Genomic DNA, 16426 nt, shown 5'->3' with positions numbered 1-16426 from the left:
TGGTGGCTGGGCGGAGAATCTCCCGCCGACTTGATTTTTGATACGTTATAACATAACATTTTCGGGTGTCAGGAGCGTCCGCTTGAGCAAGCCCGAGATCATCCGCAGCCAGCGCGTTTGGCATTCCGACGCGTCGTCCGACGTCGAGGCCGCCGTTCGAGCGCGGGGAGAGGTCGTTCGCCTGAGCGACTTCAAGCCCCGGCGTCGCGAGCGGATCTATGATCCCGATAAGATCTGGTCCGGCGAGCACACCGCATGGGATTACACCGAGCGCTGAGCGATCGGCCGTTGCGCGTGTCCTCAGTGGTCTTTCGCGCATTGCGCGGCGTTGTTGCAGCGGGGGGGTCATCGCGCCGACGTGATCGCCTGATGCACGCGATTCCTTGCGCCTGGGGTTGCGGCGGAACCGCATCTCGGCCATGAGCTGGCTCTCGCAGAGGATGGCTCGTCGGCGCCGCGTGAGCGCAGCGGGTCATCGCTGACCGCGATCGCCGATCAGGCGGCGGCGCGCGTCAACCGCGACGGATGGTCATGAATTTTCTGGCAGGCTTTGCCGATATCTCGCTGCTTCAGCTCCTGCTCGTCGCGTCCGTCGCTTTATTCGCTTCCATCATCGGTGGTCTCGCCGGCTACGGCACCGGCGCCTTGATGCCGCTGGTGCTGGTGCCGATGGTCGGCGCCGAGCCGGTGGTGCCGATCATCGCGATCTCCGCCATCCTCACCAATCTCAGCCGGGTCGGCGCGTATCTCAGCCAGATCGATCGCACCCGCGCCGGGATCGTCATCGCTGCGGCAGCGCTCACCACCGCGCTCGGCGCCTACGGCTACACCCGGCTGACCAATGCCGGCGCGGCCTTCGTCATCGGCACGATGCTGATCATGAGCGTCCCGCTGCGACGCATCCTGCGTAAGCGCAACGTCCGGATCGGCAATGGCGGGCTCGCGGCTGGTGCGGTCGGCTATGGCGTGCTCGTCGGCGGCACCTCCGGCTCCGGCGTCATCCTGCTGTCGCTGCTGATGGCCGCGGGCCTCGAAGGCGCCGCGGTCATCGCCACCGACGCGATGATCTCGGTCGCGACCGGCGTCATCAAGATCTCGGTATTCGGCCTCGCCGGCGTCGTCACGGCGCAGGTGCTCGCCTTCGCGCTGCTGATCGGCGGGGTCGCGGTGCCCGGCGCCTTCCTCGCCAAGGCCTTCGTCGCGCGCATGCCGGTGCATATCCATGCCGCGATCCTCGATGCCGCCATGATCACCGGCGGCGGCGTGATGATCGCCTCGGCCGTGCGACACCTGCTTCCGGCCGCATAGCCGCACCGAACCCGCGCGGCGTCCTCATCAGCTGACGCGAACCGGCGTGCACTCCCGGCTGAACAGGCCGACGGCGTCGCGCAGCAGCGGCAGATGGCAGAGGAAGCCTGACGGACGGTATTTCACCCGAATGCTCTCCAGCCGCGCCATGGTGAGCCTCATGAACGCATTCAGCCGCACCACCTGCTTGTCGAGCGCCGCGCGGTAGCGCGCCTCATCGTTTCTGAACGCCTTCACTCGGTCATCGCCGACCGTGTTGCTGGAGGCCCAGACCCGCGCGGTCGAGATCTGGCGGTGCGACTGCTCGAAGCAGAAATGCATCGTCAGCAAATGGTGCTTGGCGCTCTGCCAGTCGATCGTGACCGGCCGCCGCCCGGGCTCGCGCCTGGCGCAGAGATTGATGCGCTGAGCCGGCTGTGCTGGCGGCGCATCCGCCCTGCACGGGTCGGCCTCGTCGAGGGCGGGACCCGTCACTCCGAGCCGCGGCATGTTGGCCTCGGCGTCGCAGTCGAAATCATAGGTGCCGAGCAGCGCTTCGTTGAGCGGATCCTGATCCAGCACCCGCGGCGCATCGGGATCGCGGCCGCGGTCGCTGGCCCAGTCGATATAGATCTCCGCCTTGTGCGCGAAGATGCTGCTGTTCTGGCGCAGCGCCATCCGCGCCTTGGTGTAGGGCGCGAACGTCTCGTTGGCCGCTTTCGTCGTCAGCGCCTTGTCGCCGGGATCGACACCGGCGGCCGTGGCCGCCGCAAAATTATAGAAGATCAGCTCCTGCAGCATCTGCGCTTCGGCATAGGCGTTGGAGATCGTCACGAAGGTCTCGGTCGCCGCCTTCATGTCGGCCTCGGCGAGCGCACTGACCTTCGCGTCATAGGCGCTGAGATACTGGAAATAGCCACCAAGAAAGCCGGTGGCGATCGTGATGAAGGTCAGGTTCTTGACCACCGACAGCTTCTGATTCCAGTCCAGGAAGCGCGCCCAGAAGCCCGGTGGCGCTGTCGCCGTCTGCGCACCGGCGCCCGAGACCGCCTCGGGTCGTCCGGGCATGGCGGCCGGGATGTCGGCGGAGGTCTCGTGTGAGGTCATCAGCAAGCCTTCGCTCGGTCAAGCGTGGCTGACGGATAACACAATCTCGGGGTGTGATCCACGGTCGGCGCGCGAGCTTCGGAGCTGCCTGCTCATGTTGATCGTTCGGACCGGCGCGGCGCCGGCGCTGACCGTCCTGCTCAGCCGGGCGTCCCAGGCACGTCAGTTCGATCGCACCGCGCTCGGAGTGGACGGCGAAGGTGAAGTCGCGATCGGCCGGGTCTCGGCGCGCGCCACGATCGCATCGAGCGCGGCCACCGCGCGGTCCGTCACCTCGTCGATCGGCGGCACCATGCCGCCTGAGGCGAGCTCGACCCGGTTGCGGCCCTTCTGCTTGGCGCGGTACAGGGCGCCGTCGGCGACGCGCAGGATCTCGGTCAGGTCCATGCCCGCTTCCGGATAGGCGGCAACGCCGACCGAAACCGTGACCCGCGGCAGCATGCCGTCGCCATAGCTGATGTTGAGCGCCTCGACCCGGGCGCGCAGCTCCTCCGCCCGCAGCGCGGCTTCCTCGATCCCGCAGTTCGGCATGACCACGACGAACTCCTCGCCGCCGAGGCGGCAGGGCAGGTCGTCGCCGCTGAAGCCGGTCTTCAGGATCTCGCCGACATGGCGCAGCACCGTGTCGCCGGCCTCGTGGCCGTGATTGTCGTTGAACGACTTGAAGTGATCGATGTCCAGCGTGACGATGCTGACCGGCGTGCGGCTGCGCGACGCGCGCAGCAATTGGCGGCGTGCGGTCTCGATCAGGCAGCGGCGGTTGTTGAGCCCGGTCAGCGCATCGCGCAGCGACTGATCCCTCAGGCCCTCGCGCAGCTTGATGTTGGCGATGGCGATCGACAGATGCTCGGCGCAGGCAAGCCCAAGCCGGGCGCGGTCGGCGAAGCGCGCCTTCGCCTCGGCTTCGGTCTCCTCGCCCTGATGATTGTACTCGACATGCAGCAGGCCGACGGTCTCGCCATGGGCGAGGATCGGGATGCAGCAATAGTTCTCGTCGACGTCGCCATGGACGTGATCGCAGCGGAATTCGACCTCGTTGGTGCCGTGGATGTAGACGTGGCCGCGGCGCAGGCTCCAGCAATCGTCCGGATGCAGCGAGCGGGTCGTCGAAGTGCCGTTCCATTCGGCGGCGACTTCCAGCACGTCGCGGCTGTCGGCGTAGATGTAGAGCGCGCCGGTGCACTCGGGCATCAGCCCGCCGAGCACCGTCGAGATCATCTGGTAGAGCTCGGGCTCGGACTTGGCCGATTGCAGCCATTCGCTGAGCTCTGAGAGCGTGCGCGTCGCTGCATTGAGCCGCTCGTTCTCGACGAGGCTCTTGCGGAACACCGCCAGCGCCCGCGCCATCAGGCCGAGCTCGTTGGTGTGGTCGGCATAGGGGATTTCGGTCTGCAACTCGCCCTTGGCAATCGCCTCCATGCTGCGGGTGATGCGGAAGATCGGCATCGACACGTCATGGATGACGAACAGCAGCGTCGCGAGCCCGATCAGGACGCTGACGCCGTTGACCGACCACAGCACGATCCGGAACAGCTGCGCGTCCAGCGTAGCGCTCTCGATCGCGCTGTCTGCCCGGTGATCGGCGAGCTTGAGGCTATGGCCGATCGCGTCAACCACGGCCTGGAAGATCGGCGGCGCCTGGACGTTGACGACATGCTCCAGCCGCTCGCGGTTGGCGCCGACCTCCGGCTCGAGCATCACCGCCTGCTGCTTCAGATACAGGTCCCATTTGTGGACGAACTGGTCGAACGCCATCTTCATCGGCGCATCAGAACCGATCGTCTCCCTGAAGCTCGCGATCTTCGCCTGCACCTCGACGATGCGACGCTTGAGCTCGCCTTCGGCTTCGGCGCGCGGCTCCGGTGCCGTCGACAGCGCGGCGCGGATGGCGACCAGATGGGCATGGGCGATGCTGACATTGAGATCGCCGAGCGCGTGGATCTTCGGCAGACGGTCACGATTGATCGCCTCGACCGCGTCCTGCAGCGCCGACAGCCGCATCGTGGCCATGACCGACACGCCGCCGAGGATCGCCAGCAGCAGGAAGACCGAGGTCAGGAGCGAGTTCTTGATCGACACGCTCAAGGAGATCTGCGGCAGATTGAGAGCCATGACACCGACGCTGCACCCGACGGCTTGCGATCGGTCGAAGCGGCGCGCCCGGATCGGCGCCTACTCCCCTCCAAGCCCCGCGCCGATGAGACGCTTGGGCGAATTTCGATTCAGTTACGGGAGTTCCGGAGGGCGCCGGGTGCGGCCGTGAACGTTGCGCCTGGTTAAGAGCGCGTGTGCCGCAGAGGTGAACGACGTGCTAACGCCGCGTCACCCCGGCACGAGCTCGGTCAGCGAGCGGATGATGCGGTCCGGCTTGATGTCGGAGCCTTCTGGCAGGCCGTCGCCATGAACGTCGATCCAGATCGCATAGATGCCGAGCCGTTGCGGCGCGACGATCTCCCATTCCAGATTGTCGCCGATCATCCAGGTGTCCTCAGGACCGACGCCGAGCTTGTCCATCGCATGGAGATAGGCGCGCTCCTCGGGCTTGCCGAAGCCGTGCTCGCCCTCGATCTGGATGTGGTCGAAGCGATGCGCCAGCGCGAAGCGCTCGATCTTGGCGCGCTGCTGGCCGGCCTCGCCATTGGTGACCAGTGCGAGCTTGACGCCGCGGGCCTTGAATTCGTCGATCGCCTCATGGGCGCCGGGGAAGACGAACATCTGCTCGTCGCGATAACGGGTGAAGCGGTCGGCGATGCGGATCGCGAGCTCCGTCGGCAAGGCGGGGTCGGTGAGCGCCGCGAAGCCGCCCTTCACTACCTCCTGGCGCGCCTGGATCAGCTTCATCCGCCACTCCGCGCCGGCGACCGACCAGAAGCTGCGGGCCGACGCCAGGATCGCGGCGGCCACCGCGTGGGGCGTATGCGGCGCGAGTTCATCCGCGAACTCGGTGGCGACGATGTTCCAGGCGATCTCGGGTCGGCCATAGGCCGACAGGATGGTGTCATCCATGTCGATCAGCATGGCGCGGGGCAGGGCGGCGGTCATGATCAATCTACGCGGTCAAACAATCCGAGTTTCACGGCCATTTCACTTCAGGCGGCATCGACGACAATATGGACTCCACATTGCCACCGGTTTTCAGCCCAAATGTGGTGCCGCGGTCATAAAGCAGGTTGAATTCGACATAGCGGCCGCGCCGGATCAGCTGCTCCTCGCGATCGGCTTCGGTCCACGGTGCGCTGAAATTGCGCCGGACCAGCTCCGGGTAGACTTTGAGGAAGGCGCGGCCGACGTCCTGCGTGAAGGCGAGGTCGGCGTCCCAGTCGCCGGAATCATGGTGGTCGTAGAAGATGCCGCCGATGCCGCGCGGCTCCTTGCGGTGGGGCAGGTAGAAGTACTCGTCGCACCACTTCTTGTATTTGTCATACGACGCCACGGCCGCATGCGCATCGCAGGCGCTCTTCATCGCGGCGTGGAAGGCCACCGTATCCGGGTCCTCCTGGTTGCGCCGGCGATCGAGCACGGGGGTGAGGTCAGCGCCGCCGCCGAACCAGGCCTTGGTGGTGACGACGAAGCGGGTGTTCATGTGCACCGCCGGCACGTGCGGCGACCACAGATGCGCGATCAGCGAGATGCCGGACGCCCAGAACCGCGGGTCCTCGGAGGCGCCAGGGATCTGGTTGCGGAATTCCGGCGCGAACTCGCCATGCACGGTCGAGCAGTGCACGCCGACCTTCTCGAACAGCCGGCCGTGCATCATGCTCATGACGCCGCCGCCGCCATGCCCGCCGCTGTGGTCGGTGCGCTCCCACGGCGTGCGCACGAAGCGGGCGGGGGTGCGCGGGTAGAGCTCGGCCGGCGCCTCGTCCTCGAGCCGCTCGAACGCCGCGCAGATCTGGTCCCGCAGGCTCTCGAACCAGGCACGGGCGCGGGCCTTGCGATCCTCGATGGCGGCAGTGGTCATGGCGGTCTCCCCCGGCTCGTTCTTCTTCACCCTCCCCTGGAGGGGGAGGGTCGGCTCACATGAGCGGAGCGAATGGGAGACGGGGTGGGGTGATGGTGGCCGTCGTCTCCGGCATCACCCCACCCCGATCGCTCATTTCATTCGCGATCGACCCTCCCCCTCCAGGGGAGGGTGAGACCGCCGAAGCCGCTACACTCGGCTACTACCACAATCGTTCAGTCCTGCGGACCGAAATAGGTGCAGGTCTCGCGGCAGCTGTCGCGGTGGACGCTGACCTTGGTGACGTGGCCGATCGAGCGGACGCGCTCATAGATGAAGCGGCAGAGGTTCTCCAAGGTCGGCAGCCCGATCGCCTCGATCTTGTTCAGGAACTTGTGGTCGAGCGTGGCCTGGATCTCGCTCAGGCGCTGCGTCAGCACGCCGAAATCCACCACCATGCCCGTCTTCGGGTCCGGCATGCCGCGCACCGTGACCTCGGCGCGGAAGGAGTGGCCGTGGATTTCCTGGCTCACCTCGCCGAGCGTCGTATGCGACAGCGCATGCGCGGCCTCGAAGGTGAACGATTTGGTCAATTCCCACATCGCTTCGTCAACAATCCCTATCTGATGCCGATCATCTTGTGCGTCTGCAGGCTGAGCCGCCATCGCGGATGATGCTGGCAATAGTCAATGGCCCGCGCCGTGTTCGCGGCCGCCTCCGGCCCGTCCATCGGCTGCAGCGAGAAGCGCTCGAAGGCGAGCCCTTCGAACTTGTCCGGCTCGGCGCCGGCCTGCGGATAGACCAGCTTCAGCTCATGGCCCTGCCGCAGCTTCAGCTCGGCGCCGGCCTTGGGGCTGACGCAGATCCAGTCGATGCCGTCAGGCGGAATGAGCGTGCCGTTGGTCTCGATGCCCACGGCAAAGCCCAGGGCGTGGAGGGCCGCGATCAGGTCGGCATCGACCTGCAGCAGCGGCTCGCCGCCGGTGAGGATCGTATAGCGGTCGGCCGCACCGCCTGTCCATTGCCCGGCGATGGCATCAGCCAGATCAGCGGCGCTGTCATACCGTCCGCCGAGCGTGCCGTCGGTGCCGACGAAGTCGGTGTCACAGAACCGGCACGTCGCGCTGGCGCGATCGGCCTCGCGGCCGCTCCACAAATTGCAGCCGGCGAAGCGGCAGAATACGGCGGCACGCCCCGCCTGGGCACCTTCGCCCTGCAGGGTCATGAATATCTCTTTCACCGCGTAGCTCACTCGCGCGCTCCTTCGGCAGATTGCAATTGGACGAAATGTCCAACTTGGCGTAGCGCCTCGCCGGCGGCCATCGCGGCCGCCATCGCGACGTTCAGCGAGCGCATGCCAGGCTTGAGCGGAATGCGCAGCCGCGCATCGGCTGCCTCTGCCACCGTCGTGGGCACGCCGACGCTCTCGCGCCCGAGCAGCAGGACGTCGTCCGGGCGATAGCTGACATCTAGATAGGAGGTTGCGCCTTTGGTCGTCAGCAGCAGCAGGCGATGGCCGGCCGCGGCCCGCCACGCCTCGAACGCGCTCCAGGAATCGTGCCGCCGCCAGTCGAGCTGCTCGAGATAGTCCATGCCGGCGCGCCGGAACTGCCGGTCGGACACCGGAAAGCCGGCCGGCTCGATAATATGGGCGGCGAGTCCGAGACATGCGCAGAGGCGCAGAATCGTTCCGGTGTTCTGCGGAATGTCGGGCTGATAGAGCGCGATCTGCATGCGAATAGGTCTTAAGGATGAGGCTGAAAGTCCGCTTCCCAAGCGGGAATTGGTGCATGGCGTGCTGCGGGGCCGATAGCGGGCTTGCGCTCGTATCGCAAGGGTGCCAATAGAACGATTCTGGACGGCTTGTTCCTACCGGGGCGGTAGCGCGAGCCGTTTTCTGCCGCCGCGGGGGACGCGGGCGCCGGCAGGCATCTCCCGGTCACGTGATCTCCAACGTACGAGATCTGACACGTCGAGCGGGGCGTTGCGCCGGCTGCAACGAAAGAAAGGGTTGGAATCGTGACAGCGTCTACTGCGGATCATCCGACACGCCGGGATTTTCTCTTCGTCGCCACGGGCGCGACCGCAGCGGTCGGTGGCGTGGCCGCCCTGTGGCCCTTCATCTCCCAGATGAACCCCGATGCCTCGACCATCGCGGCCGGCGCGCCGATCGAGGTCGACCTCACCCCGGTCGCCGAGGGGCAGGACATCAAGGTGTTCTGGCGCGGCAAGCCGATCTACATCTCCCATCGCACCAAGAAGCAGGTCGAGGAGGTCCGCGCGGTCCCGGTGTCGAGCCTGCCGGATCCCGCGACCGACCAGTCCCGCACCAAGGACGGCCACGAGCAGTGGCTGGTCGTGATCGGCATCTGCACCCATCTCGGCTGTATCCCGATCGCCCATGAAGGCAATTACGACGGCTTCTTCTGCCCCTGCCACGGCTCGCAGTACGATGCCTCGGGCCGCGTCCGCCAGGGACCGGCGCCGCTGAACCTGCCCGTCCCGCCCTATCAGTTCGTTTCCGACACCAAGATCCAGATCGGCTGAGCGGACGTTTCGTCCGCAAGCTCAAGCTCGATCGTGCAAGATAATTCTTTCAGGAACGCATCATGAGTGGACCATCTAGCTACCAGCCGAGCCACCCCGCCTTGAAGTGGTTCGAGCAACGACTCCCCATCATCGGCCTGGTCCACTCGTCCTTCGTTGCCTATCCGACGCCGCGGAACCTGAACTACTGGTGGACCTTCGGCGCCATCCTGTCGCTGATGCTCGGCGTCCAGATCATCACCGGCGTCATCCTGGCGATGCACTACACGCCGCACGCCGACCTCGCCTTCAAGTCGGTCGAGCTGATCGTCCGCGACGTGAACTACGGCTGGCTGCTGCGCAACATGCACGCCTGCGGCGCGTCGATGTTCTTCCTCGCCGTCTACATCCATATGTTCCGTGGCCTCTATTACGGGTCATACAAGGCGCCGCGCGAGGTGCTCTGGATCCTCGGCGTCATCATCTATCTCCTGATGATGGCCACCGGCTTCATGGGCTACGTGCTGCCGTGGGGCCAGATGAGCTTCTGGGGCGCCACCGTCATCACCAATTTGTTCTCGGCCGTGCCGTATTTCGGCGAGAGCATCGTGACCCTGCTGTGGGGCGGCTACTCCGTCGGTAATCCCACGCTGAACCGCTTCTTCGCTCTGCATTACCTGCTGCCGTTCCTGATCGCCGGCGTGGTCGTGCTGCACGTCTGGGCGCTGCACGTCGCCGGTCAGAACAACCCGGCCGGCGTCGAGCCGAAGACCGAGAAGGACATGGTGCCGTTCACGCCGTATGCGACGATCAAGGACTTCTTCGGCGTCACCTGCTTCCTGATCTTCTATTCCTGGTTCATCTTCTACATGCCGAACTATCTCGGCGACGCCGACAACTACATCCCGGCCAACCCGGCCGTGACGCCCGCGCACATCGTGCCGGAATGGTACTACCTGCCGTTCTACGCGATCCTGCGCTCGGTGCCGAACAAGCTGGCCGGCGTCATCGCGATGTTCGCGGCGATCATCGTGCTGGTGTTCCTGCCCTGGCTCGACTCGGCCAAGACCCGCTCGAACAAGTACCGTCCGCTCGGCAAGCAGTTCTTCTGGATCTTCTTCGTCGTCTGCGTCGGCCTCGGTTATCTCGGCGCGCAGCCGCCGGAGGGCGTCTATGTCGTGCTCGGCCGTATCCTGACCGTGCTGTACTTCGCCTACTTCCTGATCGTGCTGCCACTGCTTGCCCGCATCGAGAAGCCGCGTCCGCTGCCGAACTCGATCGCCGACGACGTGCTGGCCAAGTCGGGCCGCGCCGCGCTGATGGTCTCGACGGTGATCGCGCTCGTCGCCGCCGTGTCGCTCTTGGCCGGCAGCATGGGTGAGGCCCGTGCCAACGAGGGCACCGAGACCCCGCCGTCGGTGAAGTGGTCGTTTGCCGGCCCGTTCGGCAAGTTCGATCGCGGTGCCGTGCAGCGCGGCCTGAAGATCTACAAGGAAGTCTGCTCGAACTGCCACTCGCTGAACTACGTGGCGTTCCGCAACCTCGCCGAGCCCGGCGGCCCCGGCTACTCGACGGCCCAGGCTGCCGCCTTCGCCGCCGAGTACAAGATCAAGGACGGCCCGAACGACGCTGGCGACATGTTCGAGCGCCCGGGCCGCCCGGCCGACTACTTCCCGGCGCCGTTCCCGAACGAGCAGGCGGCACGCGCATCCAATGGCGGCGCGGCTCCGCCGGACCTGTCGCTGATCGCCAAGGCGCGCTCCTACAAGCGCGGCTTCCCCTGGTTCCTGATCGACTTCTTCACCCAGTTCCAGGAGCAGGGTCCGAACTACGTCAACGCGCTGCTGCAGGGCTACGAGGACAACCCGCCGCACGGCGTGACGATCCCGGAGGGCTCGTACTACAACAAGTACTTCCCCGGTAACGCCATCAAGATGCCGAAGCCGCTGTCCGACGGCCAGGTGACCTTCGACGACGGCTCGCCGACCACCGTCGCGCAGTATGCCCACGACGTGGCGACCTTCCTGATGTGGACCGCGGAGCCGCACATGGAAGCCCGCAAGCGCCTCGGCTATCAGGTCTTCATCTTCCTGATCATCTTCGCCGGCCTGATGTACTTCACCAAGAAGCGCGTCTGGGCCGCCGCCCACTGAGCGGTGAGATCACAGCATGAGGTTGAAAAAGCCCCCGCCGGGGGCTTTTTTGTTGGCTGACGATTGAACTCGATCGCTCGCCGCACGGCGCGCTGCGCTCCCTCTCCCCGTTCTTCACGGGGAGAGGGTCGGGGTGAGGGGCAGCCGCACGGGCAGTGTTGGTGAAGACCTATAAATCACGGGCAGACGCGCGCGAGATGTACGCGGATAGACCTGTACCCCCTCTCCCGGATTGCATCTTCGATGCAATCCGACCTCTCCCCGCAAGCGGGGCGAGGTGCACCGAGCAAGCCGCCGGACGGGTGCCCAGCAGGAGATCCGAGGGACGGCGCATCGGGGGGCCGTGTCCGCGGCTCACTCGTAACAAGATGGAGCCCATCCCATGCCCTCACTCCTCGCCTTCGCCGGCGCTGCCGTGCTCGAGATCGCCGGCTGCTTCGCATTCTGGAGCTGGCTGCGCCTCGGCCACTCGCCGCTCTGGCTGCTGCCCGGCCTCGTCTCGCTCGCCGGCTTTGCCGCGCTGCTCACCGTCGCCGACAGCCCGCTCGCCGGCCGCGCCTATGCCGCCTATGGCGGCATCTACATCGCCGCCGCGCTAGTGTGGGGCTGGCTGGTCGAAGGCCACCGCCCGGATCTCTGGGACCTCGCCGGCGCGCTGATCTGCCTGTTAGGCATGTCCGTGATCCTGTTCGCGCGGCGCGCCGTGCCGCTATGAGCGCGCTCACGTTCGAGCGAAGCCGATCGCCTGTTGTCGCACGGTCACGCGATTTGCGCTAAACCGCATTCTCAATTCCCAATCAGAAACGACGGAGGACCACATGGGCACTCTCATCAGCTTCAAGCGCCCCGACGGCCAGGAGGCCAAGGGCTATCTCGCCAAGGCGGCGAAGGCCGACGCGCCCGGCGTCGTCGTGATCCAGGAATGGTGGGGCCTGCAGGACCAGATCAAGGGCATGGCCGATCGCTTTGCGCTGGCGGGTTTCAACGCACTGGCGCCCGATCTCTACAAGGGCACCGTGGTGCCGTATCACGACACTGACGCCGCCGGCCGCGAGATGAACTCGCTCGACTTCATGGACGCGACCACGCAGACCGTGCGCGGCGCCGCGCAATATCTCGCCCGCAACAGCGCCAAGGTCGGCCTCACCGGCTTCTGCCTTGGCGGCGCGGTGACGATCATCGGCGCGACCAAGATCGACGAGCTCTCCGCAGGCGTGGTGTTCTACGGCATTCCGCCGGAGCAGGCCGCCAAGCCCGCCGACGTCAAGATCCCGCTGCAGGCGCATTTCGCCAACAAGGACGATTGGTGCACGCCGGCGCTGGTCGACGGCTTCGAGGCCGCGATGAAGGCGGCCGGCAAATCGCTCGAGCTGTATCGCTACGATGCCGAGCATGCCTTCGTGAACGAGCAGCGCATGACCGTGCACGATCGCACCGCCGCCGAACTCGCCTGGGGCCGCGCCACGGCGTTCTTCCACAAGCATCTGGGATAGGCGGGGACGGCGCGCGGCCGCGGTCGCGCGCCGTCAGATTGCGCCGGCGGTCTTGATCCCGGCGGATGTCGGACCAGCCTCATCGTCGGCCGGCGTGTCTTCAGTAAGATTCAGGAGACCGGCGCTGGCCGCCCCGTCGGAGGAGCGCCGTCGACGCTTCGTCCTCTTCGCCTGCGCTTCGAGGAAGCAATCGAGCAGCGACTGCTGCTTCGGGAGCGCATGCGACACGGAAGGCTGTTTGCCGCGAGCCATGTTAACCAAGGTAATTCAATATGGTTAACCAATCATTGCCAACACTATTGCAGATAGACAACAGTGTTGCTCCCGTGCCGGGCGAAGTTATGTAACTTTTTATGCCCAAGACAACCGCTGGTAGGCGAGTAAAGTATGGTGCACGCGCGCAACATGAGGTTGTGACGGCGGTCACAGCCGGCGGGTGCAGTTCTGGCACTGGCCCACATGACCCTATGCCCGCGAATCACCGTTGATTTTTGGCGAGTCGGCGAGGGCGGAGGGTTCGCCAAGCGAGAGCTGGTTCGTCATTCGAACGATCGAGCTCGATCTCGTTGCATTGCAGAAACAATCTGAGGTAGCATTTCGTCCGATATCAGCGAGGGGAGACAGCATGCGTGTAGCCTTTGCGCTGGCCGGGCTGGGCGGCCTGAACGCCCATGGCGCCGGCTTCCTCGACACCGCGCGCGCCTGGGGCGTCACGCCGGATCTGGTGACCGCGACCTCCGGCCAGATCCTGGTGCTGACCGCCTGGCTGCAGGGCCGCGACCTGCGTGACCAGCTGATCTCCTCCGACCGCGTCCGTGATCCGAGCTCGCAGCTGCGCACCCTGGTGTTCGGCTATCCCGGCGTGTTCCGCCCGGCCTATGCCGAGGCGCTGGCGCGGTTCGTCTCCTGGCCGGACTGGCGCGACGGCCCGTTCAACGTGCTCGCCGACCGGCTGCTGCCGGCGCAGCAATATGTCCCGGTGCGCAGCGAGGCCGACCTCATGCAGGCCGCCGAGACGCTGAACGGCACGTCGATCGGCGTCGTGTTCAACACCTATGATCCCGAAACCGGCGCCGGCATTCTCTACGGCAACGACGCCGCGCGGGCGCTGCTGCCGTCGGAGAAATCGATCCGCAACGCTCATGCCGTCAAGGCGCGGCACTCCGCCGCGAAGCGCGACCTGCGCTACGCGTCCGATGTACTTGCCGAGCGCGCCATCCGTCCGATCACGCCGGAGGCGATCAAGGCCGCGTTGTGGCTGTCGCTGTATGGATTCACCAAATTGCCCGACGGTCAGATGGACGGCGCCTATCACCGCGCCTGCATCGTCTCCGAGTTGCACGGCTTCGACCGCATCTTCGCCGTCCGCCCACTCGCTGCGGGATGGCAGGGCGAGGCGCCCGCCAACTGGTTCGAGGTGCAGGACTGGACCACCGAAATGTGGTTCTCCGTCGGCTACAAGGCGGAGGTCGATGCGCTCAAGCGCATCAACGATCTGATCGCGGCCGGCGTCATCACCGATCCGAAATACAAGAGCGTCGAGCTCGTCGAGATCCAGCCGGAAACGCCGGCCGGTTACTTCAACTACTTCGTCGAGCGCGGGGAGGTGTATGAGAACGCTGTCGTTGCGACGGAGCTGAAGTTCAGGGAACTCGGACTAACGAAGCCGGCGCCGTAGTCATACGGTGCCTGCGCGTGAATCACGTAACCCCGTGATTGCCACGGGCAGCAACTTCAGAAAGCTTTAAGGCGAAGTTGATTGCGTTGCGGTCACGCTTTTGCTCGAGGGGCCGCTTGCGCCTCTATGATGGCAAAGCCTTCTCCATACCCCTCAAGAGCTCGGGCGCAACGGCGCGTCTGATTGATCCAGTCGCGGCCAACGCTGCTGGATCGATTGCGTACGCGTCGCCATCAGGAATTTGCAATGAACAATCTCAAGATCAGATCAAAGATCATCGTCTTGCTGCTGCTGCTTGGTGTCGTGAGCCTCGGCAGCGTCGCCTATTCGGGCCGGTCGATGAAGTCGATCGACGATCACTACAGCGCATTGATCGACCACGAGGACAAGGCCGCTGTTCTCAGCTCGCGATCCGGCCGCGTGCTGATGGCGGTGCTTGCCAACGCCTATAGTCTTGCCTTCGAGTCCACCGACGCCGGCAATGCGGCCGTCATGAAGGAGCTGCGCGACAACCAGAAGCTCTATCTCGAGCAGCTGGACGAGATCGCGCGGCTTGTTCCCGATATCGCGCCCCAGGTCTCGTCGACGCAGTCCGTGGTAAGGTCGGCGTTCGAGCGCTGCGCGCCCGCGATCGACCAGGCGGGCTCGACGACCAGCGAAGCTGGCACCTTCGCTGCTGGGGTTGCCTTGAAGAAGACCTGTGAGCCGACGATGCTCAGTGCGTTGGCCACGCAACGGCAGCTGACGGAAGTCTTGCAGAAGAGCTCGGCGCGGCTGTCCGACACTCTTTCCGGCGAGACGCAGCAGACGATTTTCGTCGCGACCGCCGCGACCATCGCCGGCCTCGTCGTTGCACTCGTCATCTCGTTCCTGGTGTCGACCTCGTCGATCAGCCGCCCCATGGCCGAGGTCACCGACGCCATCGTCCGCATGGCGCGGAACGATTTCAGCGTGACGCTGACGCAGACCGGACGCAGCGATGAGATCGGCCTGCTGGCAAAATCCTCGCTCGAGCTGCGCGAGACCCTGGTGCGCGCGCGGGAGATCGAGGCGCAGGCGGCGCAGCAGAAGCAGGAGGCCGAGCAGCGGCGCAAGTCCGACATGCAGAAGCTGGCGTCGAGCTTCGAGGCCGCGGTGGGGGATATCGTCCGCACCGTCTCGACGGCGTCATCGGATCTCGAAGTGGCCGCGACCAGCCTGAGCCGTACCGCCGACACCACGCAGTCGCTGTCCTCGACGGTGGCCGTCGCCTCGGAGCAGGCCTCGGCCAATGTGCAGAGCGTCGCGTCGGCCACCACGGAGATGTCGACCTCGGTCGGCGAGATCGCCCGCCAGGTCCAAGAGGCCTCGCGCATCGCCGACGAGGCGGTGAAGCACGCCGAGAAGACCGACGGCCAGATCAGCGAGCTGTCGGAGGCCGCCAGCCGCATCGGCGACGTCGTCAAGCTGATCACCGACATTGCCGGCCAGACCAATCTGCTGGCGCTGAACGCGACCATCGAGGCGGCCCGCGCCGGCGATGCCGGCCGCGGCTTCGCCGTCGTCGCGCAGGAGGTGAAGGCGCTCGCGGCTCAGACCGCAAGCGCCACGGGCGAGATCAGCGCACAGATCATGGCGATGCAGGGCGCGACGCAGACGTCGGTGATGACGATCAAGGAGATCGGCGGCACCATCAACCGCATCGCCGAAATCTCAGCCGCGATCGCCGCCGCCATCGAGCAGCAGGGCGCCGCCACCCAGGAGATCGCCCGCAACGTCGACCAGGCCGCGCAGGGCACCACGCAGGTGGCCTCCAACATCACCGAGGTCAACCGCGGGGCAGGGGAGACTGGCGCGGCGTCGAGCCAAGTGCTGAGTTCGGCGCAATCACTGTCGCAGGAGAGCAGCCGGCTGAAGAACGAGCTCGATCGCTTCCTTGGGCAATTGCGCGCGGCATAGGATTTGCGTGTTGGATGTTAAGCGAAGAGAAGGCTTCCGCGCGGGAGCCTTTTCGGTCGCCATCCCAGCTTCCGGTCTCCGCCCTCGGCTCGCCGCTGGTCGTTATTGCGCCCTCGCCCCTTGTGGGAGAGGGCATGTAGGACAGAGCGGCAAATGCGGTTGGGTGAGGGGTATGCCTCCGCAAGCGCCACTCGCAGAGAGAGAGAGACCCCTCACCCAACCGCGTTCGCAGATGGGCCGCATGCCCTCCCACAAGGGGCGAGGGCGCTGTATCGGGCAGCGAACTTGTAGAGGCTCCCTTGAT

General features: G+C 65.8%; 15 protein-coding genes. 8 read left to right on the top strand and 7 right to left on the bottom strand.

Translation table 11 applies throughout. From position 1 onward, the window contains the following. Window positions 1-82: 82 nt before the first annotated feature. Both BRAD285_RS23880 and BRAD285_RS23875 read left to right on the top strand, forming a co-directional pair. Window positions 83-277, top strand: coding sequence for a hypothetical protein (locus BRAD285_RS23880; RefSeq protein ID WP_035646716.1), 195 nt, complete (start codon window positions 83-85; stop codon window positions 275-277). Between the two features lie 254 nt (window positions 278-531). Further along, window positions 532-1308, top strand: coding sequence for a TSUP family transporter (locus BRAD285_RS23875; RefSeq protein WP_006612446.1), 777 nt, complete (start codon window positions 532-534; stop codon window positions 1306-1308). A 27-nt stretch (window positions 1309-1335) separates the two neighbouring features. Here the strand turns inward: BRAD285_RS23875 and BRAD285_RS23870 are convergent, their stop codons facing one another. From BRAD285_RS23870 to BRAD285_RS23840, 7 genes are all read right to left on the bottom strand, one after another. Then, window positions 1336-2394, bottom strand: coding sequence for a hypothetical protein (locus BRAD285_RS23870; RefSeq protein ID WP_035646714.1), 1059 nt, complete (start codon window positions 2392-2394; stop codon window positions 1336-1338). A 162-nt stretch (window positions 2395-2556) separates the two neighbouring features. Then, window positions 2557-4506, bottom strand: coding sequence for a diguanylate cyclase (locus BRAD285_RS23865; protein ID WP_006612444.1), 1950 nt, complete (start codon window positions 4504-4506; stop codon window positions 2557-2559). Window positions 4507-4716: 210 nt separating this feature from the next. Then, window positions 4717-5436 carry an HAD family hydrolase gene (locus BRAD285_RS23860; RefSeq protein WP_006612443.1) on the bottom strand — a complete coding sequence of 240 codons (720 nt, stop codon included), beginning with the start codon at window positions 5434-5436 and terminating at the stop codon, window positions 4717-4719. Between the two features lie 31 nt (window positions 5437-5467). Continuing rightward, window positions 5468-6355 (bottom strand): oxygen-dependent coproporphyrinogen oxidase, encoded by an 888-nt coding sequence (gene hemF, locus BRAD285_RS23855; protein WP_006612442.1) that lies wholly within the window; start codon window positions 6353-6355, stop codon window positions 5468-5470. 215 nt (window positions 6356-6570) lie between these two features. After that, on the bottom strand, window positions 6571-6936 hold the full coding sequence (locus BRAD285_RS23850; protein WP_006612441.1) for a 6-carboxytetrahydropterin synthase: 366 nt from the start codon (window positions 6934-6936) through the stop codon (window positions 6571-6573). A 17-nt stretch (window positions 6937-6953) separates the two neighbouring features. After that, the gene (queE, locus tag BRAD285_RS23845) at window positions 6954-7586 is read right to left on the bottom strand and encodes a 7-carboxy-7-deazaguanine synthase (RefSeq protein WP_006612440.1); all 633 of its coding nucleotides are present in this window, start codon (window positions 7584-7586) and stop codon (window positions 6954-6956) included. Beyond that, the gene (locus tag BRAD285_RS23840; RefSeq protein ID WP_006612439.1) at window positions 7583-8068 is read right to left on the bottom strand and encodes a tRNA (cytidine(34)-2'-O)-methyltransferase; all 486 of its coding nucleotides are present in this window, start codon (window positions 8066-8068) and stop codon (window positions 7583-7585) included. The genes queE and BRAD285_RS23840 overlap by 4 nt, the downstream gene beginning before the upstream one ends. A 282-nt stretch (window positions 8069-8350) precedes the next feature. Between BRAD285_RS23840 and petA the strand changes: the two genes are divergently transcribed. The 6 genes from petA (at window position 8351) to BRAD285_RS23800 (ending at window position 16122) form a co-directional block, all read left to right on the top strand. Then, window positions 8351-8881 (top strand): ubiquinol-cytochrome c reductase iron-sulfur subunit, encoded by a 531-nt coding sequence (gene petA, locus BRAD285_RS23835; RefSeq protein WP_085962816.1) that lies wholly within the window; start codon window positions 8351-8353, stop codon window positions 8879-8881. A gap of 62 nt (window positions 8882-8943) precedes the next feature. After that, window positions 8944-11013, top strand: a complete 2070-nt coding sequence (locus BRAD285_RS23830) for a cytochrome c1 (protein ID WP_006612437.1) — start codon at window positions 8944-8946, stop codon at window positions 11011-11013. A gap of 382 nt (window positions 11014-11395) precedes the next feature. Beyond that, window positions 11396-11728 carry a YnfA family protein gene (locus tag BRAD285_RS23820; protein ID WP_006612436.1) on the top strand — a complete coding sequence of 111 codons (333 nt, stop codon included), beginning with the start codon at window positions 11396-11398 and terminating at the stop codon, window positions 11726-11728. 103 nt (window positions 11729-11831) lie between these two features. Next, window positions 11832-12506, top strand: coding sequence for a dienelactone hydrolase family protein (locus BRAD285_RS23815; protein ID WP_006612435.1), 675 nt, complete (start codon window positions 11832-11834; stop codon window positions 12504-12506). A gap of 625 nt (window positions 12507-13131) precedes the next feature. Next, window positions 13132-14184, top strand: a complete 1053-nt coding sequence (locus BRAD285_RS23805) for a hypothetical protein (protein WP_006612434.1) — start codon at window positions 13132-13134, stop codon at window positions 14182-14184. Window positions 14185-14430: 246 nt separating this feature from the next. Then, window positions 14431-16122 (top strand): methyl-accepting chemotaxis protein, encoded by a 1692-nt coding sequence (locus BRAD285_RS23800; RefSeq protein ID WP_006612433.1) that lies wholly within the window; start codon window positions 14431-14433, stop codon window positions 16120-16122. Window positions 16123-16426: the final 304 nt, after the last annotated feature.

The sequence above is a fragment of the Bradyrhizobium sp. ORS 285 genome (assembly GCF_900176205.1).
In the GTDB taxonomy this organism is placed as follows: Bacteria; Pseudomonadota; Alphaproteobacteria; order Rhizobiales; family Xanthobacteraceae; genus Bradyrhizobium.
This window is presented reverse-complemented; position numbering and strand designations above follow the sequence as displayed.